17 protein-coding genes are annotated in these 19,090 nt (G+C 23.6%); 15 read left to right on the forward strand and 2 right to left on the reverse strand.

Annotated features, from left to right (window positions below; genetic code table 11):
• Positions 1-3 precede the first annotated feature (3 nt).
• The 13 genes from HMPREF1092_RS01700 to HMPREF1092_RS01760 all read left to right on the forward strand — a co-directional run bounded on the left by HMPREF1092_RS01700 (position 4) and on the right by HMPREF1092_RS01760 (position 15,070).
• Positions 4-513, forward strand: coding sequence for a glycosyltransferase (locus HMPREF1092_RS01700; RefSeq protein WP_002596856.1), 510 nt, complete (start codon positions 4-6; stop codon positions 511-513).
• 15 nt (positions 514-528) lie between these two features.
• Entirely contained in the window at positions 529-1,686 is a 1,158-nt protein-coding gene (locus HMPREF1092_RS01705; protein WP_002596857.1) for a glycosyltransferase family 4 protein, read from the forward strand.
• A gap of 13 nt (positions 1,687-1,699) precedes the next feature.
• Entirely contained in the window at positions 1,700-3,055 is a 1,356-nt protein-coding gene (locus tag HMPREF1092_RS01710) for a nucleotide sugar dehydrogenase (RefSeq protein ID WP_002596858.1), read from the forward strand.
• The gene (locus tag HMPREF1092_RS01715) at positions 3,055-4,203 is read left to right on the forward strand and encodes a glycosyltransferase family 4 protein (RefSeq protein ID WP_002596859.1); all 1,149 of its coding nucleotides are present in this window, start codon (positions 3,055-3,057) and stop codon (positions 4,201-4,203) included. The genes HMPREF1092_RS01710 and HMPREF1092_RS01715 overlap by 1 nt, the downstream gene beginning before the upstream one ends.
• Complete coding sequence (locus HMPREF1092_RS01720) at positions 4,181-5,485, forward strand: O-antigen ligase family protein (protein WP_002596860.1); 1,305 nt, start codon at positions 4,181-4,183, stop codon at positions 5,483-5,485. Before HMPREF1092_RS01715 ends, HMPREF1092_RS01720 begins: the two co-directional genes overlap by 23 nt.
• On the forward strand, positions 5,482-6,714 hold the full coding sequence (locus HMPREF1092_RS01725) for a glycosyltransferase (protein WP_002596861.1): 1,233 nt from the start codon (positions 5,482-5,484) through the stop codon (positions 6,712-6,714). Before HMPREF1092_RS01720 ends, HMPREF1092_RS01725 begins: the two co-directional genes overlap by 4 nt.
• A 29-nt stretch (positions 6,715-6,743) precedes the next feature.
• Positions 6,744-7,880, forward strand: a complete 1,137-nt coding sequence (locus HMPREF1092_RS01730; RefSeq protein WP_002596862.1) for a polysaccharide pyruvyl transferase family protein — start codon at positions 6,744-6,746, stop codon at positions 7,878-7,880.
• Between the two features lie 16 nt (positions 7,881-7,896).
• Complete coding sequence (locus tag HMPREF1092_RS01735) at positions 7,897-9,429, forward strand: lipopolysaccharide biosynthesis protein (RefSeq protein WP_002596863.1); 1,533 nt, start codon at positions 7,897-7,899, stop codon at positions 9,427-9,429.
• 475 nt (positions 9,430-9,904) lie between these two features.
• Positions 9,905-10,633 carry a conserved phage C-terminal domain-containing protein gene (locus tag HMPREF1092_RS16375; protein ID WP_002596864.1) on the forward strand — a complete coding sequence of 243 codons (729 nt, stop codon included), beginning with the start codon at positions 9,905-9,907 and terminating at the stop codon, positions 10,631-10,633.
• A gap of 11 nt (positions 10,634-10,644) precedes the next feature.
• Positions 10,645-11,940 carry a replicative DNA helicase gene (locus HMPREF1092_RS01745; RefSeq protein WP_002596865.1) on the forward strand — a complete coding sequence of 432 codons (1,296 nt, stop codon included), beginning with the start codon at positions 10,645-10,647 and terminating at the stop codon, positions 11,938-11,940.
• A gap of 15 nt (positions 11,941-11,955) precedes the next feature.
• Positions 11,956-12,351, forward strand: coding sequence for a hypothetical protein (locus HMPREF1092_RS01750; protein ID WP_002596866.1), 396 nt, complete (start codon positions 11,956-11,958; stop codon positions 12,349-12,351).
• 407 nt (positions 12,352-12,758) lie between these two features.
• Positions 12,759-13,505, forward strand: coding sequence for a hypothetical protein (locus HMPREF1092_RS01755; RefSeq protein ID WP_002596867.1), 747 nt, complete (start codon positions 12,759-12,761; stop codon positions 13,503-13,505).
• Positions 13,506-13,765: 260 nt separating this feature from the next.
• Complete coding sequence (locus HMPREF1092_RS01760) at positions 13,766-15,070, forward strand: VTT domain-containing protein (RefSeq protein ID WP_002596868.1); 1,305 nt, start codon at positions 13,766-13,768, stop codon at positions 15,068-15,070.
• A gap of 128 nt (positions 15,071-15,198) precedes the next feature.
• Here the strand turns inward: HMPREF1092_RS01760 and HMPREF1092_RS01765 are convergent, their stop codons facing one another.
• Positions 15,199-16,347 carry an MFS transporter gene (locus HMPREF1092_RS01765; protein ID WP_002596869.1) on the reverse strand — a complete coding sequence of 383 codons (1,149 nt, stop codon included), beginning with the start codon at positions 16,345-16,347 and terminating at the stop codon, positions 15,199-15,201.
• A 325-nt stretch (positions 16,348-16,672) separates the two neighbouring features.
• The gene (locus HMPREF1092_RS01770; protein WP_002596870.1) at positions 16,673-17,098 is read right to left on the reverse strand and encodes a MarR family winged helix-turn-helix transcriptional regulator; all 426 of its coding nucleotides are present in this window, start codon (positions 17,096-17,098) and stop codon (positions 16,673-16,675) included.
• Positions 17,099-17,333: 235 nt separating this feature from the next.
• Between HMPREF1092_RS01770 and HMPREF1092_RS01775 the strand changes: the two genes are divergently transcribed.
• Both HMPREF1092_RS01775 and HMPREF1092_RS17050 read left to right on the forward strand, forming a co-directional pair.
• Positions 17,334-17,789: a GNAT family N-acetyltransferase gene (locus HMPREF1092_RS01775; protein WP_002596871.1), complete on the forward strand. Its 456-nt coding sequence runs from the start codon at positions 17,334-17,336 to the stop codon at positions 17,787-17,789.
• A 309-nt stretch (positions 17,790-18,098) separates the two neighbouring features.
• The gene (locus tag HMPREF1092_RS17050; RefSeq protein WP_002596872.1) at positions 18,099-18,983 is read left to right on the forward strand and encodes an N-acetylmuramoyl-L-alanine amidase; all 885 of its coding nucleotides are present in this window, start codon (positions 18,099-18,101) and stop codon (positions 18,981-18,983) included.
• The last annotated feature ends 107 nt before the right edge of the window (positions 18,984-19,090 follow it).

Raw genomic sequence — 19,090 nt, forward strand, 5'->3', positions numbered from 1 at the left:
AATATGAAAAAAGAAGAAATTTATGATATATGCAATGGGATAGACGAGCATAAATTTTCAAATAAATATGTGAATTTAGAAGAAAAAATAGAAAGAAGAAAAAGTATATTATGTGAATTAGGATTAGAAGATAAATTTAATATATTACAAGGTTCATCTATAAATAAAAGAAGAGGAACTGATATCTTATTAAAAGCATGTAAGAGACTAAAAGATCAGAATAAAGATTTCAATTTAATTTTATTGGGATATGGAGATGAAATTTGGCTTAGAGAAAATATAAAAGAGTTAAATATGGAAAATAATATTAAAAAATTTAAATTTCAAGATCCTAAAAAATTTTATGAAATAGCTGATATAGTTACATTAGCGAGTAGAAAAGAAGGTTTTGTTTTAGTAGTTATAGAAGCGATGGTGATGGAAATTCCAGTAATAAGAAGTAATACAGAAGAGGCATTTGATCAAATTAAACATAGTTTAGATGGATATATATTTGAAAGTGAAAATAATTAGTAAGGATTATAAATAATGAAAATTTTATATTTACATCAATACTTTAAAACAAATGAAGATAGTGGGGGAACTAGATCATACGAATTTGCTAAATATCTTGTTAGTAAGGGACATAAAGTAAAAATAATAACTGGGGAAAAAATAAATATTGATAATATTGATGGCATTGAAATAGTTTCAACTAATACAGAGTATTCTAATAAAATGTCAAAATTAAGACGAATAATTGCATTTTTTCATTATATTTTTAATGCCATAAAAATAGGATTAAGATGTAAAGAAGTTGATTGCATATTTGCAACTTCAACACCTCTTACAATAGGACTTCCAGCTATAGTATTAAAAAAATTTAAAAAATGCAAAATGCTATTTGAAGTTAGGGATGTTTGGCCTGATGTTCCAATTGAGTTGGGATTTATAAAAAATAGAATTTTACAAAACTTACTTAAAAGATTTGAAATGAAGTGCTATAAAGAAGCATTTCATATAATAGCTTTATCAGATGGTATGAGAAAAAATATATTGAAAAAGGGTATACATGAAAGAAAAATCACAACAATAACTAATATGGCAAATTTAGATTTATTTAATATAGATAATAGACATATGGAATGTGATATAAATTTAAAAGACAAATTTATATGTATACATCCAGGTACTATGGGAATGGTAAATGGATTAGAATTTATACTAAATGTAGCTGAACTTACCAATGATGAAGACATAGTTTATCTTCTAATTGGTGAAGGAAAAGAAAAGCAAAGATTAATAAAATTAAAGGAAGAAAAGAATTTAAAAAATGTATTAATAAAAGATTCATTACCTAAAAAAGAGATAGTTAATTTAATAAAGAATAGTCATTTAGGAATAATGTGTGTATCTAATTATAAAATTTTAGAAGATAATAGTGCTAACAAATTTTTTGATTTTTTAGCTGCTGGTTTACCGATTTGTATAAATTATGGTGGATGGCAAAAAGAAGTTTTAGAAAAATCTAAAACTGGATTTAGTTGCAATTACAATGAACCAGAAAATATGGTTAAATTTATAGAAAATATTAAATTAAATAAGAGTCTATATGAAGAGTATAGTACTAATTCTAAAAAATTAGCTAATGTATATTCTGTTGATATTGCATGTAGAAAATTAGAAAGTATTTTAGAAAATAAATAAAGGGGATAAAATAATGAGTTTATATGAGGGAATTTTAAATAAAAAAGAAAAAATATCAGTTATAGGGTTAGGATATGTTGGAATGCCACTTGCAGTATCTTTTGCAAGAAAAGTTGATGTAATAGGATTTGATTTAAATAAGAATAAAGTAAATGAATACTTAAGTGGAATAGATGCTACTAAAGAAGTAGGAGATGAAGTAATAAAAAATACTACAGTTGAATTTACTTGTGATGAAAAGAAAATTAGAGACTGTAAATTTCATATAGTTGCAGTACCTACACCAATAAATGATGATAAAACACCTAATCTTAATCCGGTTATAGGCGCAAGTGAAATAGTAGGGCGAAATTTAACTAAAGGGTCTATAGTAGTTTTTGAATCAACTGTTTTTCCAGGGGTAACAGAAGAGTATTGTGTACCTATATTAGAGAAAGAATCAGGATTAAAGTGTGGACAAGACTTTAAAGTAGGATATTCACCAGAAAGAATAAATCCAGGAGATAAAGTGCATAGATTAGAAACTATAGTAAAAATAGTTTCTGGTATGGATAAAGAAACTTTAGATGATGTAGCAAAAATATATGAATTGATAATAGAAGCAGGAGTTCATAGGGCAGAGAGCATAAAAGTAGCAGAAGCAGCTAAAGTTATTGAAAATTCACAAAGAGATATAAATATAGCATTTATGAATGAACTTTCAATGGTATTTAATAGAATGGGAATTGATACAAATGCAGTTTTAGAAGCGGCAGGAACAAAATGGAATTTCATCAAATTCAAACCAGGATTAGTTGGTGGACATTGTATAGGTGTAGATCCATATTATTTAACATATAAAGGAGAACAATTAGGATATAGATCACAAATAATAAGTTCAGGTAGAAGAATAAATGATGATATGCCTAAATATGTAGTGGAAAATATAATTAAGAAATTAATTGAAGCAGATATAAAAATAAAAAATGCTAATATTGGAATATTGGGAATAACATTTAAAGAAGACTGTCCAGATACTAGAAATTCAAAAATGATTGACGTAATTTCTGAATTAACTTCATATGGAATAAATGTAAAAATTGCTGATTATGAGGCTGATAAAAAAGATGTTTTAGAGGAATATGGAATACATTTATCTAAATTTGATGATCTTAAAAATTTAGATGCATTAGTTATAGGAGTAGGTCATTCTAAATATAGAGAGTTTAAAAAAGAGGACATAGAAAAATTATTTTATGAAAAGTTTGACTTAGAAAATGAAGTAGCCGCAACAGTAGATGAATTGAATAAAAAAGTAATCGTAGATATAAAAGGTATTTTAGGAGAGGATATACGTTTATCTAATGAATATTTATATTGGAGGTTATAATGAATATTTTACAAATATGTCCAGACTATTATAACACCAAGTTATATGAAAATTTATTTTTAGAATTAAGAAAACAAGATATAAAAAATTATATCTATGTACCAACTAATAATAAGAATAGTAAAAAAATTGAAAATATAGATGGGGATGAAGCTTATTTCATCCCGTCGTTTAATAATTTTGATAGACTTTCTTTTTTTTCAAAACAAAAAAAAATAATGAAAAAATTAATTGAAGAAGTAGATATAGAAAATATAGATTTAGTTCATGCGCATACACTTTTTAGTAGTGGATATTTAGCATATAAATTAAATGAAAAATATGGAATACCATATATAGTAGCTATAAGAAATACTGATTTAAATGTATTTTTTAAGTATATGATTCATTTAAGAAGTTTAGGAATAAAAATAATGAAAAATGCTAAAAAGATAATTTTCATATCTCCTAAATATAGGGATACAATATTAGAAAAATATGTGGATAGAGAAACAATGATGAGTATAAAAGATAATATAGAAGTAATTCCAAATGGTATAGATGAGTTTTGGCATAAAAATAAGAGAAGCCAATTAAAAAAGGATAAATTTGATAAATTAAATTTAATTTATGTTGGAGAAGTTAACAAAAATAAAAATATAGTAACAACTATTAAAGCGATAGAGATTTTAAGAGAAAAAGGAATTTCAGTTCAATTTAATATTATAGGGAAAATTAGTGATACAAAAATATATGATTATATCTGTAAATTTGATTTTGTAAATTATTATAAACCTTTAAATAAAGAAGAACTTATAAAAAAATATAGGGAAAATGATATTTTTGTTATGCCATCTATAAATGAGACATTTGGGTTAGTTTATGCAGAAGCTATGAGTCAAGGAATCCCTATTATATATAGCAAGAATCAAGGATTTGATAAACAATTTATTGATGGAATAGTTGGATTTTCAGTTAATTCGTTAGATGAAAATGAGATAGTTATTGCTATTGAAAATATAATGAAAAATTATTCTAATATATCAATTAATTGTTTAGATAAAGTGAAAAAATTTAATTGGAGTGATATAGAAAAGATATATAGAAAAATATATATAAAAATATTAAATGAGATAGGAGTGAATTATGAAAGAAATATATATAAATAAAAATAATCTATATTTATTTATTATGTTAATATTGAGCATATTTCCAATAATAAATATTGCTGGATTCGGAATGCCTATTCTTTATTTATTGATACCTATTCAAGTAGTAATTATACTCCAAATAATTTTTGGAAAGAGAAAAGCTCCTTCAATATCGAAATATATTATATTAAATTTTACATTAATAATAATAGAGATTTTAATATCAACTTTTTATGGGACAGTAGATAATCTTAACAAATTTATATTTCCAACGGATATAATTCAATATATAGCTAGAATGTGTATATTTGTTTTCTTTGTAGATTTTTTATATAAACAAAAAGTAACAAGTGAAAAATTTATTAGATATACATTAATAGTATTTAATATTGGAATGCTAATAGGAGTTTTGCAATGGATAAAATGGCCAGGACGAGAGTTATTAGTTAAGTTGTATCCTTTTAAAGATGGTGTAGCTCAATTAGCACATTTAAGTAGAAATTTATCAGGAATAAGAATACATGGTATAGCACAACATGCTACATCAAATGGAGGGTTAGCTGTATTCTTTTTTATTTTTGGTTATGGAATTTATAGATATTATGGAAGTCATAAAAAGCTATCATTAGTTTTAATGGGATTATGTCTAATAAATATTTTTGCAAGTCAATCCAGAGGTGGACAAATGACTTTAGTATTTGCGTTAATATTAATGTATTTTATGGATATTTATATTACGAGAAAGAGTATAAAAAATACAGTATACATAATTATTATAATTATATTGGGATTTATAGTTTTTAAATTTATGTATGAGAATGGTAATCCTATAATAGAAAAAGCAGTATATAGATGGCAAGTTTTGTTTGAAACTAATGGTGGAGGTAGAGTAGCCCAAGCTTATTATTTTCTAAATGATATTAGAAGTATTCAAAATTTTGTATTTGGTTTATCAAAGCAAATAGTAAATTTAAGTTCTTATGCATATGGAGTTGAAATTGAGCCTATAAATATATTTGTTACTTATGGAATATTAGGATTTTTATTACATTATATATTGATAATTGTTTTACTTGTTTATATTTTTAAAAGGATTAGAAAATCTGCTGAAAATAAAGCATGTTTAGCACTTATGGTAAGTTCTTTTATAGGGCTTGTTAGCTATCAAGTTTTCTCAGTATCATATTTTTTCTTTAGAGAAATAAGAATAGGATTATTTCCATGGATCATTATTGGAGCAACAATTGGACTATATGAGTCAAAAATAAAAAATATAGTTAGTAAAAGGAGAGAAGAATGAAAAAAATAGGTTATATAGTATCAGTATTTCCATCAACAAGTGCTACATTTGTTTTAAATGAAATAATAATGTTAAAGAAAAATAATTTTAATATAAAAGTAATTTCATTAAAACGCCCTAATAATGAAGTTATACAAAGTGGAGTTGAGGATTTTTTAGATAATATAATATATGTTCCTAATGTAAAGGATGGATTAAAAGAGATTATAAAATTGATTATATATAATTTAAAATATTTAATCAAAAATCCAATTAAATATTTCAAAAATTTAAATGTTGCATTAAAAACTAAATCAAAAAATGTAATTTATGATTTTTATAGAGCTGTATATTTAAGTCAACACTTAAATATAGATGATATTGATCATATTCATTCGCAGTTTGCACATTCACCTACTAACATAGCATATTTTTTAAATGTTTTAACTAATAAAAAATACAGTTTTACGTGTCATGCAGTTGATATATTTGTAGAAAAGAATAGAGTTTTGATAGAGAAACAACTTGAAAATGCTAGCTTTGCAATAACTATTTCAAGATATAATATCGAATATATTAAAAATATTATATTTAATAAGAAATTAGTAAATAAATTTGAAATAGTTAGATGTGGTATAGATTATAATAATTTAAAAAAGATTGAAGACGGAAATATTAAGTCAAAAAATAATGTGAAAATTTTTAGTGTTGGAAGGTTTGTAGAAAAAAAAGGATTTGATTTTTTAATTGAATCACTAAAAAATATTGACAGAAAAAAAATAGATTTTGAATGTATTATAGTTGGAGATGGTCCTTTATATAATGGTATTAATGAAAAAATAATTAATTATGGATTAGAAGATAAAATAATATTATTGGGAGCTGTTAATTCTAAAGTTGTAAAAGAAAATTTAGTTAACTCTGATATATTTATATTACCTTGTGTTATAGCAGAAAATGGTGATATGGATGGAATACCAGTATCTTTAATGGAAGCTATGTCATATGAAGTTCCTACAATATCAACAAAAGTTTCAGGAATACCAGAATTAATAACGAGTCATAAAAATGGAATATTAGTTGAACCTAAGGATATAAAAGGATTAGAAGAAGCTATTGAATTTCTGATAAAAAATCCAGAGAAAAGAATTGAATATGGTAAAAATGCAAGAAAGAAAATAATAGATGAATTTGGATTGGAAGAAAACACTAATAAATTAGTACAAAAATTTAAGCAATTAATTAAATAAGTTTAATCAAAAATGAGGAAGAGAATTTTATGAAGAGAATATTAATAGTAAATGCTATACCTACAAATAATGGAGATGCTGCATTAGTTTTTGCATTAAGAGAAAAATTGATGGAGAGAGGATTTGAAGTTACAATATCAACTAAAAGATACGATACTGTAAAAAAATTATATCCGAATATAGAATGGATAAAGTCAGATGATGACTTTAATTTTATTGAATTAGTATTAAAAAAAATTATACCTGTTGATTATATTCTTAAATCTAAAATTTTATTTAATAAAAAATATAAAAATTATGATGCTATAATTTCTGCTCCAGGAGGATATGTAAACTCATACTATGGATTTTATGAAAGATTTTATTGGATGGATTTAATAAAAAAATATTATGGACCTAAGTTAATAATGTATTCTCAATCAGTAGGGCCTTTAAATGATAAGGATAAAAAGATTTTAGACAAATATATAGATAATTTTGATTTATTTATGGTTAGAGATGAAATTTCATATAAAAATGTTGAAAAATACGATAATATATTAAAAACTAATGATGCTGCATTTCTATTAGATTCTATAAATAAAAACAAAATCAATAATAAAATTGTTGGAATATCAGTTAGAGAATGGGCACATGATTCAAGAGATAAAGATATATATATAAAAATGATAAAAAATTTGGTTATAAATGTAATTGAGAAAGGGTATGAAGTCGAATTTCTATCTACTTGTCAAGGTATCGAAGGATATGTTGATGATTCGAAAATTGCTAAAGAAATATATAATTTTTTAGAAGATAAGTATAAAGAAAAAGTTAAGGTTATAGATAGATATTTTTCATTAGATGAACTAAGAAATTATTTAAATAAATTTAATTTTGTTATAGGAACTAGATTACATATGTGTATTCTGTCAATTATTTCTGGAGTTCCAGCATTTAACATTTCATACGAAGTTAAAGGAAAAGAATGTTATAAAATAATGGGCATGGAAGAATATTCAGTTGATTATAATGATAATATAGAATCTATACTTCCTAAGATAAATAAATTTATCGATAATGAAAATAAAATTAGAAAAAAATTTGAAGAGATATACGTTGAAATGCATAAAGAAGCCATAAGACATTTTGATTATATGGTGAATAATATAATAAAAAATATTTAGAAGTATGGGAGAGAGAATGGTAAATAATATAACTATAGCAACTATAATTTCTTATATATCATTAATTTTGGGAAATGTAATTTCTTTAATGTATACACCCTTTATGTTAGCTAGTTTAGGAACTGGAGAATATGGATTATTTTCTTTAACAAATACTATTATTTCATATGTATATTTATTAGATATGGGATTTAGTAATGCGGTAATAAGATATAATTCTAAATTTATAGCTGATAATGATAACGAGGGAAGAGAAAATTTAAATGGGATGTTTTTAATATTATATATTTCTATAGCTATTTTAGGTGCAATTATAGGATATATAATTTATATAAATTTAGATAGAATATTTGTAAATGGATTGACTACTAATGAAATAGATAGAATAAAAATTATGTTTATTATAGCATTAATAAATTTAGTAGTAGCTTTTCCATTAAATATATTTAATGGAATAATTATAGCACACGAAAAATTTATATATACTAAAATTTTAGGATTATTTAGAACAGTATTAAATCCATTAATAATGGTAATGGTTTTGGTTATGGGATATAAGGCAATAGGAATGCTAGTAGCATCTACTATTTTCAATATATTTCTTGGATTAGTAAACATATATTATTGTTTTATTAAATTGAAGATAAAGATAAAGTTCAAAAAATTTGATAAAGTACTCTTAATAAGTATATTTAATTTTTCATTTTTTATATTTTTAGGATTAATAGCACAAAAAATATATTGGAGTACTGATCAAGTTATATTGGGAATGTTCGTTAGCTCAACATCTATATCTATATATGCTATAGGAAGCCAATTAAATGGATATTTTAAAGTATTTTCAAATGTAATAAATAGTATGTTTTTACCGAAGTTAACAAAATTAACTGCTAAAAAATCTAGTAAAGAAGAAATAATGAGTATTTTATTAAAAGTCTCAAGAATTCAATATATAATAGCTATGTTTATATTTATAGGATTTTTATTAATTGGTAAAAGTTTTATAAAAATTTGGGTAGGAGAAGAATACTATATTTCTTACTATATAGCGTTATTTATAATGATTCCACAAATAATCTCAATAGTACAAGCTTTATTTGCAACATTATTGGAAGCAATGAATAAACATAGAGTTAAAGCTATTATATATTTAGGTGTAGCTATTTTAAATTTAATATTAACTCTAATTCTAGTAAAAGATTTTGGAGCTATTGGGTGTGCTTTAGCTACAGTATTTGGATTATTTGTAAATGCAATAATAAATAATTTATATTATTCATTAAAATTAAAATTAGATATGAAATATTATTGGAAGGAAATATTAAAATTATTTCCAAGTACGATATTAGTAATTATATCTGGATTAATTATAGTAAATTTTATTAATATTAGCACTTATTTAGATATTGCTAAATTCATAGTTTTATTTACTATTTGTTATATAGTTATTATGTGGAAAACTGGATTAAATGATATGGAAAGATCAACATTTAATAAAATATTATGTAAAATAAGAGTTAAAACTAGTATTAGCAATGAATTAAGATAAAAAATTATATATAAATAATATTAATAAGAATATATGAAATAAATTATAATTAAGTATCACAAGAGATTAATTTTAATCGAAAGTGATACTTTTTTATTTAAAAAATAATTAAAGAGAAATATATTTAGTTTAAATAATTATTAAATATATTTCTATTAATAAAGTTATTACTTGTACAAAATAGACGAATTATATTGAGTAATTTTTTGTATCAAATAAAAAAATAATTAATTAAAAAAATAATAAAAAATTTTTTCAAAAAAATCTAAATTTTTTTATCCCAAATTCATTTCTCGTAATACTTATTTATTAGAAGCACTCCTAAAGGCTCTTTGGTTGGTTATTTGTAAACTATTTGTGTTGTTTTTTGAAAGTTTTGCTTAAGCTTTTAAGCTTTGTGTTTTGTTTTTAGGTGCTTTAGGGGATTGTTTTAGAATTTATTTTATAAAAATTATAATTTAGGGGAGTGAATTTTATGAGAAAATGTATTTTAGGATTTGATCAAAAGAAGGTTATGGATGATAATTTAGAGCTTAAAGATTTGGTTTTGCTTAAGTTTATTGTTGATGGGATTAATGAAAAGTGGCTTTTAAAGAAAAGTATTGATGGTGAAAATTTTTATTGGGTTAAGATGAGTGCTATTTTAAATACTTATCCTGTTATTGGTTTGAAAACTAAGGATTCTATAAGAAGAAGGCTTAAGACTTTAGTTGAGAAGGGATATTTAAGTTATAAGCTTTACTTTAATGAAGGAAAGTATACTTTTTATAATATTACTAATCTTACTAAGGAGCTTTGTAGTTTTAGCGGAAGTTATTCTAAGGATAGAAAATATAAAAATTTAAAAAATGATAGATTTAATAAGAAAGAATTTTTATATAAAGATAAAATTTCACTAGATAAGATTGATGAAAATGCTATTAAAGAAATAGTTGATTATTTGAATTTTAAAATTGGTACTAATTATAAAAGTAATAGTAAAGGAACTATAACTTATATAACTACTCTTATTGATGAAGGTTTCAACATTAATGATTTTAAGTGTGTTATTGATAAAAAACATAAAGAATGGGCTAAAACTCCTTATGAAAAGTATTTAAGACCTTCAACTCTTTTTAAGAAACAAAATTTTGAAGAGTATTTAAATCAAAAAGAGAATCATGAAATTTTAACTCCTGATTATGAAGCTTTTGATGAGTTTTAGGAGGTGATTTTATGATAGATATGTTTAATTTAGATGCTGAAAAAGAGATTTTAAGTAATATTTTAATTGATGATAGCAACTTTCCAAAGTGTATAGATATTATAAATGAATTTGATTTTTATGATAAGAAGCATAAGATTCTTTTTAGTAAAATGAAAGAAATTTACGCAGAAGGTAAAAGAATAAATGAAATTAATTTAACTGAAGTAATTGGTAAAAAAGATGTTTTAGAAATTGGGGGAGTTAATTATATTTCTAGTTTACAAGCTTATGGTAGTGTAGCTGAAAAATCATATAATGTAGATTTAAAATCTTGCTTAAGGCTTGTAAAAGGTTATAGTGAAAAAAGATATTTAAAAAATTTACTTTGTAGAGCTGTTAATGCCATAGAAAATGGTGAGCTTAGTAATGATGTTATAAAAGAAGGAATTTATAAAGGTCTTTCAAAAAGCTTTAAGTCTAATGATAAAACTTTATCTCCAGAGGAATATTTATTTAAAGGTTTAGAAGAAATTGAAAAAAGATATGTACATGGTGGAGATATTCAAGGAATGAGAACTGGATATAAGTCTCTTGATGAAAATTTAAATGGACTTAAAAAAGGAGAGCTTGTTATTGTGGCTGGAAGACCTAGCATGGGAAAAACTGTTTTTGCTTTAAATCTTTTAGATAGACTTTCTGATAATAATTATAAAGTTCTTTTACATGAACTAGAAATGGGAGAAGAAACTATTTCTATGAGACTTTTTTCTTCAAGATTAAATATAGAAAATAAACTTCTTCAAAGTGGAAAATTATCTGAAGAACAATTTATGAGTCTTATTGATGAATATCAAAAATTGATAAAAAGAGGAAATGCTTTTATAGATTTTGGCAGTAAGCAATCTCTTTTATCTATAAGTGCAAAAGCAAAAACTATGAAACAAACAAAAGGTCTTGATGTTCTTATAATTGATTATTTAGGTCTTATGGATATTGATTTAAAAGATACTAGAACTAATGCAGTTGGGGAAATAACAAGAGGATTAAAGCTTCTGGCAAAGGAACTTAATATAAGTATTGTTCTTCTTTGTCAATTATCAAGAGCAGTAGAAGGAAGAATTGACAAAAGACCTATGTTATCAGATTTAAGAGATAGTGGAAATATAGAACAAGACGCTGATGTTGTTATTTTTACTTATAGAGAAAAATATTATGATAAAAAATTAAAAGAGGACAAGCTAGAACTTATAGTAGGGAAAAATAGAAATGGTAAAACAGGAACTATAAAATTAGATTTTTATCCTGAATATCAAAAAATAGCATAATTTAAAGAGGTTAGTATGTATAAGAAAATAGAAGGATTTTATCAAGATGCTTTAATTAAAAATGGTTTAGATATAAAAGATGTGCATATATTAAGATACATGCTTGATTTTATGGATTCTGGTATTTTAAGAAAGCGTATTATAGATGGAAAAGATTTTTATTGGATAAGAACAGATTTAATTATAGAAGATAATCCTATATTAAAAATCAATTTAAAAAACTCTATTAGAAAAAGGATTAAAAAGCTTATTGATAAAGAATTTTTAGAATATGTGAATTGTAAAAAAGGGACAAATAAAACTTTGTACAGAAGAGGAAATGCCTTAGAAAAAATTGAGGATAAAGACTATAAGATAGATTTATCAAATTTTAAAGAAGAATATTTGTTATATAAAGAAGAGGATTATTAAAGTAAAAAAGAGCTATAAAGTAGATTTTTAAATTTCTACTTTATAGCTTTTTTATATATTTATTTTTATGTTAAAGTTTTAGGATATGAAAATATTGGGGTATATAGTATGGACTGAGTAGTGATAAAAGAAATCCAATTGAAAAGGGATAATATTTTCTATAATTAAATATACGAAGTGTAAATTATAGTTAATTTTTATATAAAATGGATTGGTTTTAATATTATTTTTATTTATTTTAGATTAGACTAAAACATATTTAAAATGAACAATGTAATGTAAAAATATTGATATTATTAGATAGTATACTGATTTTTTATATATGCTATAATGCAACTGGAATTAAACTTTTAACGTTAAAAAGGTGTGGTGAATGACTACATCTTTTTTTTAGGGGGATAGAAAAAATGAAAAAGAAGAGAGGAATAATTGTTTCAATTATAGTTGTAATAGTTATTTGCATTATAGGATATGGTGTATATTCTTATGAAGCAGGTAAAAGTGAAGTAAAGAATACTTCAAATAAATCACAAGATTACACTAATGAGGTTAATTCAAATAAGAATACAACAGAAAAGGATAATAAAGATTATTCAAATAAGGAGACTAATAATAAAAATAATACATCTTCTAAAGAAGATAGTAATCAAAAAAATGTATCATCAAATAGCAAAAATGTTACACAATTAAATAATAAAAGCAGTAAATCATCAAATACTCAAAAGAGTGAATCATCAAATAATCAAATAAAGAAACTAGTAAATAATAATGATACATCTTCAAATAGTAATAGCAATAATAATAATAATGAGGCATATGAGAAGCGTCTTAAGGCTTTAAGTGGGAAATATCAAGATATGGAATCAGATTTAATTAATAAATATGGACATAATAAATATGGTTTAATAACTCCAGGTCCAGGGCCAGAAACCATAAAATTAGAAACTTCTTATTATAATGATTGGAATAATGTTCTAAATAGTGTATGGAGAGATTTAGAAGCAAATTTACCTGAAAGTCAAATGAAAAATCTAACAAAACAAGAAGTTGAATGGATAAATTCTAAAAAGGGAAAAGATATAGGCGAACAAGGACAAATGACAAGAGATAGGGCAGTATATTTATTAAAGAAATATATTTATCAAATCTCATAAACAATTGTATAATTAATTTAAAATTGAGGAATTAAAACAATATATAAAATTATTAATGTATATAATTAATTTAAAATATATAAATTTAATATTTTAGAATTCTATGAAAAAATCGATAGCAATAGTTATCGATTTTTTTTAGCTATTTTAATTTTTAAGTTAAAAATATATAATAAAGTATAATATTAATTTAATAATAATCATAGATAAATGATTTATAATATAACAAGAGATAAATTTTTATAAGGGAAGTAGATAATATGAATTATATTTTAAATTTGATACCTCAATATGGATATATATTGGTATATGCATTATTAACTGTAGAGTTAATGGGTGTACCTTTTTTACCAGGAGAAATTCTAATGGTTTATTGTGGATTCTTGGTATTTAAAGGAAAGCTTAATTTTATACTTTTATTTATCTCTGCAACCTTTGGAGTAATTTCAGGTCTTACTTCTTCATATTTAATAGGAAATAAATTAGGTTCAACCTTTTTTTATAAGCATGGTTCTAAATTTCACTTTGGACCTGATAAAATAGAAAAGGTTTCAAATCTTTTAAATAAATATGGTTTAGCTTTAATTGTATTTATATGTTTTATCCCAGGATTAAAGCATGTTATAGGATATTTTTCAGGTATGTCCTCAATGAATTTTAAAAAGTATGCAATAGGAGGATATTTAGGAGCTGGATTTTGGTCACTTACTTTTTTATGTATAGGAAATGCATTGGGAAGTAACTGGAACCAATTTCACAAATATTTATTAAAATATTTAGTTACAGGTGCAATATTAATTACTGTATTAATTTTATTATTTTATATAATAAAAATATATAGGAAAAAGATTTTTGAGTTTATAACAAAAATTATAATATTTTTGGCCAATGTATTTAAATCACTTGAAAGCTTAAGAATTTTTGTATTAATAACAACTATAGTTTGTATAGTTTGTATAGATGCTTTTATAAATATAGTTCAAGGTCTTTTAAATAATAATTTTGCTCCATTTAATGAAATTACATATTATCTAATAGAAAAAATATTTATGAGATATCCTATTTTCAGCTCTATATTTAAATTCTTAAATATATTAACTTCTGACTTTATGTATATATTAATTCCATTGCTTTTAATAATGTTTATTTTATATAAATCTACTCTTAAAGGTGTGGAAATAAAATATCTTATACTAACAGTATGTGGAGGATTTTTTATAAAATTTATACTAAATTATATAGTTAATATATTAAGTTCTAATATAGAGATATTGAGAAATTTATTAGATGGAAGATGCTTTACAGTAATAATAATATATGGCTTTACAGGATATATATTAATTAAGCATATAAATAATAATATTGTTAAAAAATCAATAGTTATTATATTTTTAGTTATAAGCTGTGCAACTGGTGTAACTAATTTATTCTTTAAGAATGATTTAAGCTCAGTATTGGCTGGATATTCTTTAGGTTCTGTTTGGTTAACATTAAATATTATATTACTTGAAATTACTAACGTACTTCCAAATTTAAAGAAAAGTGAAAAAGAGATAGTTAAGTAAAATTTTATGATAAGATGCAACATTAGTTGCATCTTTTTTATAAATAATTTAGTAAAGGTTATATAAAAAGATATTAAATTAAAATATAGTTTGTAATATGAAGTATATAAAAATAAAAGATGTAGCAATTAAGCTACATCTTTTACTTTTATTTTAATTGAAATAAATCCTAATAATATAATAAAACTTGCAATAATAAATGGAGTGCTACTATTACATAATCCACTTATAATTCCTGATAAAATTGGAGCAATAGCTGCACCAAGCCATCTTACAAAGTTATAAGCACCAGATGTTATATCTCTTCCATATGGAGAAGATGCCATTGCATAAGTAGTGAATAATGCATTGTTTAATCCAGAAACTAGTCCACTTATAATAACAATTGCAATTCTTACATATAAGTTATCTATAAAGAATAATCCTAACATAAGAATTATAAAAATAATTAAGCTATATGGTAATATTTTTGCAACTTCATATTTCTTTTCTAAAGTATGTGAAAGAATTGCAGAACCATAAGCAAGCATTAATCCCCATCCACAGAATACAAGTCCAAGAACTATTGTTGGGATTTTAAGAACAAGTGGAGTATATGCTAGTATTACAAAGAATCCATAATAATAACACATAGCGCCAATTGCTACTTTTAAAAATCTTTTTAATTTTATTAGTTTTATTAAATCTGATATTCCAGCTACATTTCTTTCTTTTTTATTTTTTGGTTCATAAACTAAAAACGTTACAAGTAAAAATGCAATAAAAATAAATAAACATGTAGCCATAAATGGTAATCTCCAAGAATAATTTCCTAAGATTCCTCCAAGTAAAGGACCTCCTGCCATTCCTAAACCAATAGCAGCTTCATACATTCCAATTGCACGGCTTGGCTCATCACTAAAAGAAATTAATAATACCATTGCAGTTGCAAAGAAAAATGCGTTTCCAAGTCCCCATCCAGCACGGAAAATTGAAAGTTCATTTATTCCACTTGAAACTGAACATAAAAATGAGAATACAGTTACTATTCCAAGTCCAATTACCATCATTTTTTTATTACCTAATTTAGTTGATATAATTCCAGATGGTATCATCATAATTGCCATTGTAAATATGTATGCTGTAAAAAGCATTTCTATTTGCCATGAATTTGCTCCAATGCTTTTAGCGATAGTTGGCAATAAAGGGTCAACTACTCCAATTCCCATAAAAGCTAAAAATGTAGCAAAAACTGTTATGTATTTAGCTCTAGCTTTTTTATTTGAATTATTCGTCATATATATTCCTCCTATTAATTTATAAATAAATATCAAAAAAATCGACAAGAGTTAGTATATCACTTTATAAATGATATATCAATAATTGATATATCAATTATTGATATAATTCTATATTTTTTTATAATAAAATACTTTTAATAAGGAAAAATTTTTATTTAAAGAGGTATATAGAGTTAAAATTTTAAGTGAAAATAAAATCTATATATAAGTTAAAAATATAAAATTATATTTTTTTAAGATAAAAAATCCCTAAGTAAAATATTTAATAATAAATACTTTACTTAGGGAATAAGCTGTCTTTAAGTGTCTTTTTATCAATCTTTTATGATAAGTTATTTAGTAATTTATTTAGTAAATTTTTAAAATTAACTATTTCTTCTTCTGAAAAATTAGCTAAATTTTCTTTTGTATTTTCATTTATTACTGGTAAAATTTCGTTATATGTAGACTTGCCTTTTTCAGTTAAATAAACAAGATATTCTCTTCTATCTATAGGTGAGCTTTCTCTTTTTATAAGTTCTTTTTTTTCTAATAAATCTAATATTCTAGTAAGAGCAGCTCTATCTTTTAAGCATCTTTCAGCTAACTCTTTTTGATTAAAACCTTCTTTAGAATAAATATGGTTAAGAACATTCCATTGTTCAGCAGTAACATCATAGTCTTTAAGTTTTTTTTGAAGCTTAAGCCTCATTAAAACTCTTGCTTTATACACCATGTTTCCAAAGCTTTCTTCATAAATATCGCTCATAAAACTATCTCTCCTTTCTGTAAGTTAAATAGTTGCATTATATAAATATTATAAAACAATTAAGAGATATATCAAATTAAATGGTATTCATAAATAAATTAATTAAAATTTATATAAAATAACCTTAATTTTTTTTAAGTTTTCTGTAATAAGAATTTAAATAATATTTTTCCTATCTTAGATATAATTAAGTTAATAACATTTTTATAACAAAAGATGAGAGGAGAGAGTTTTTATGATTATAAGAGCTTATAAAGATGAGGATTTTAAAGAAATTGAAGAGTTATATATGGATGGAAGAATGAGAGAAGTTAACACTTGTGGAATTCATAATATAATTGATTTTACTAAGGATGATATTAAATTTAAAAAATTTAATAATGGAAGAAATTTTGTTGTAGATGTTGATGGAGAAATTGCAGGATTTATATGTTTAAACTCTCCAGAAGTTTCTCTTTTGTACATAAAGAGAAATTTTACAGGAAAGGGAATTGGTAAAAAACTTCTTACTTTTGGAATTAATGAAATAAAAAAGAGTATAAAAGATGGAGAAAAAATAAGCTTAGATTTATTTAGTGAAAATTTATTAGCTAAAAGATTATATGAAAGTCTAGGTTTTGTTAAAACAAATGAATTTCCAAGAGAAGTAGATGGAAAAGTTGTACAAGTTACACATATGGAAATTATATAAAATGTTTGACTTATAAAGTTAATGATGATATTCTAAATGAGCAGTTGGTACGTAAGTGCTTACTACAGGGCTTGGTTTGTCTTTCGCCGGATTTCCAAGCCCTATTTTTATATAAAAAAATAAATATAAGATTTATTTAAAGATAAATTGCTTATAATTTAAGCTTAAATTGTTTAATAGACAGAAATATTATTACTTTGTGATTTTAAATACAAGAGAAATTTATTATTAAACTTATATATTTTCTTATCAAAAAATATCAGTATTGAATATATGTATAGTAGAGAATAAATTTACGAGGTGATAATAATGAAGTTTGCAGTAAGAGGAGGACACAACTTTAGTGTTCCAGGAGCAAGAGGAATAATTGATGAAACTACAGAGAATAGAAAGGTAAAAGATTCTGTAATTAAATATTTAAGAGCATTAGGACATGAAGTTTTAGATGTAACTTCTAAAGATACTCATAATACTGTAAGTTCTGATTTAGCTTATGGGATAGATAAAGCTAATAAGGCAAATGTAGATATGTTTATAAGCATACATTTCAATAAAGCTTATACTACTTATGATGGAGAAATAGGTACAGAAGTTCTTGTTCATGATACATCTAAGGCAAATACTGAAGCCAATTCTGTACTAAAAAAAATAGTAAGTCTTGGATTTAAAAATAGAGGAGTTAAACAAAGAAGTGAACTTAGTGAGCTTAAAAGAACCAATATGAAAGCTATGATTATTGAAGTTTGTTTTGCAGAAGCAACTAAAGATGTTGAGCTTTATAAAAAGGTTGGTTATGATGAGATAGGTAAAAAGATAGCAGAAGGTTTAGCAGGGAAAAATGTATCTTCAATTCAAAATGCACCTTCAAGTCCAATAAAGCCGAAGAATAATTGGATAGTTGATTTACAAAAAGAATTAAATATAAATTATGGAGCTAAATTAGTAGTTGATGGAATTGCTGGTCCTAAAACTTTAGCTGAATGTATTATTTTAAAAAAAGGAAGTACGGAAAAAATAGTTAAGATACTTCAAAAGAGATTAATTAGTTTAGGATTTTCATGTGGATTACTTGGTAGTGATGGTTCATTTGGAGCTGGAACTAAAAATGCAGTTATTAATTTTCAAAAATCTAAAGGTTTAAATAAAGATGGTATAGTTGGAAAAGATACTTGGAGAAAGCTATTAAATTTATAAATAATGTTAATAAAAAATATAGGAAAAAATGAATTTATAAGATTATTTATTAAAAATAAAATTAACAAATTTCATAGATGATAATTAAAAATATTTTAAAAGATGTA

This window comes from Clostridium thermobutyricum (assembly GCF_000371465.1).
GTDB classification, from domain to species: domain Bacteria; phylum Bacillota; class Clostridia; order Clostridiales; family Clostridiaceae; genus Clostridium; species Clostridium thermobutyricum.

Excerpts from the sequence above, each read along its gene's own strand:
- HMPREF1092_RS01735 (WP_002596863.1), top strand. The coding sequence starts at position 7,897 with ATGGTAAATAATATAACTATAGCAACTATAATTTCTTATATATCATTA.
- HMPREF1092_RS01750 (WP_002596866.1), top strand. The coding sequence starts at position 11,956 with ATGTATAAGAAAATAGAAGGATTTTATCAAGATGCTTTAATTAAAAAT.
- HMPREF1092_RS01705 (WP_002596857.1), top strand. The coding sequence starts at position 529 with ATGAAAATTTTATATTTACATCAATACTTTAAAACAAATGAAGATAGT.
- HMPREF1092_RS17050 (WP_002596872.1), top strand. The coding sequence starts at position 18,099 with ATGAAGTTTGCAGTAAGAGGAGGACACAACTTTAGTGTTCCAGGAGCA.
- HMPREF1092_RS01700 (WP_002596856.1), top strand. The coding sequence starts at position 4 with ATGAAAAAAGAAGAAATTTATGATATATGCAATGGGATAGACGAGCAT.
- HMPREF1092_RS16375 (WP_002596864.1), top strand. The coding sequence starts at position 9,905 with ATGAGAAAATGTATTTTAGGATTTGATCAAAAGAAGGTTATGGATGAT.
- HMPREF1092_RS01770 (WP_002596870.1), bottom strand. The coding sequence starts at position 17,098 with ATGAGCGATATTTATGAAGAAAGCTTTGGAAACATGGTGTATAAAGCA.
- HMPREF1092_RS01725 (WP_002596861.1), top strand. The coding sequence starts at position 5,482 with ATGAAAAAAATAGGTTATATAGTATCAGTATTTCCATCAACAAGTGCT.
- HMPREF1092_RS01715 (WP_002596859.1), top strand. The coding sequence starts at position 3,055 with ATGAATATTTTACAAATATGTCCAGACTATTATAACACCAAGTTATAT.
- HMPREF1092_RS01760 (WP_002596868.1), top strand. The coding sequence starts at position 13,766 with ATGAATTATATTTTAAATTTGATACCTCAATATGGATATATATTGGTA.
- HMPREF1092_RS01755 (WP_002596867.1), top strand. The coding sequence starts at position 12,759 with ATGAAAAAGAAGAGAGGAATAATTGTTTCAATTATAGTTGTAATAGTT.
- HMPREF1092_RS01765 (WP_002596869.1), bottom strand. The coding sequence starts at position 16,347 with ATGACGAATAATTCAAATAAAAAAGCTAGAGCTAAATACATAACAGTT.
- HMPREF1092_RS01710 (WP_002596858.1), top strand. The coding sequence starts at position 1,700 with ATGAGTTTATATGAGGGAATTTTAAATAAAAAAGAAAAAATATCAGTT.
- HMPREF1092_RS01775 (WP_002596871.1), top strand. The coding sequence starts at position 17,334 with ATGATTATAAGAGCTTATAAAGATGAGGATTTTAAAGAAATTGAAGAG.
- HMPREF1092_RS01745 (WP_002596865.1), top strand. The coding sequence starts at position 10,645 with ATGATAGATATGTTTAATTTAGATGCTGAAAAAGAGATTTTAAGTAAT.
- HMPREF1092_RS01730 (WP_002596862.1), top strand. The coding sequence starts at position 6,744 with ATGAAGAGAATATTAATAGTAAATGCTATACCTACAAATAATGGAGAT.
- HMPREF1092_RS01720 (WP_002596860.1), top strand. The coding sequence starts at position 4,181 with ATGAAAGAAATATATATAAATAAAAATAATCTATATTTATTTATTATG.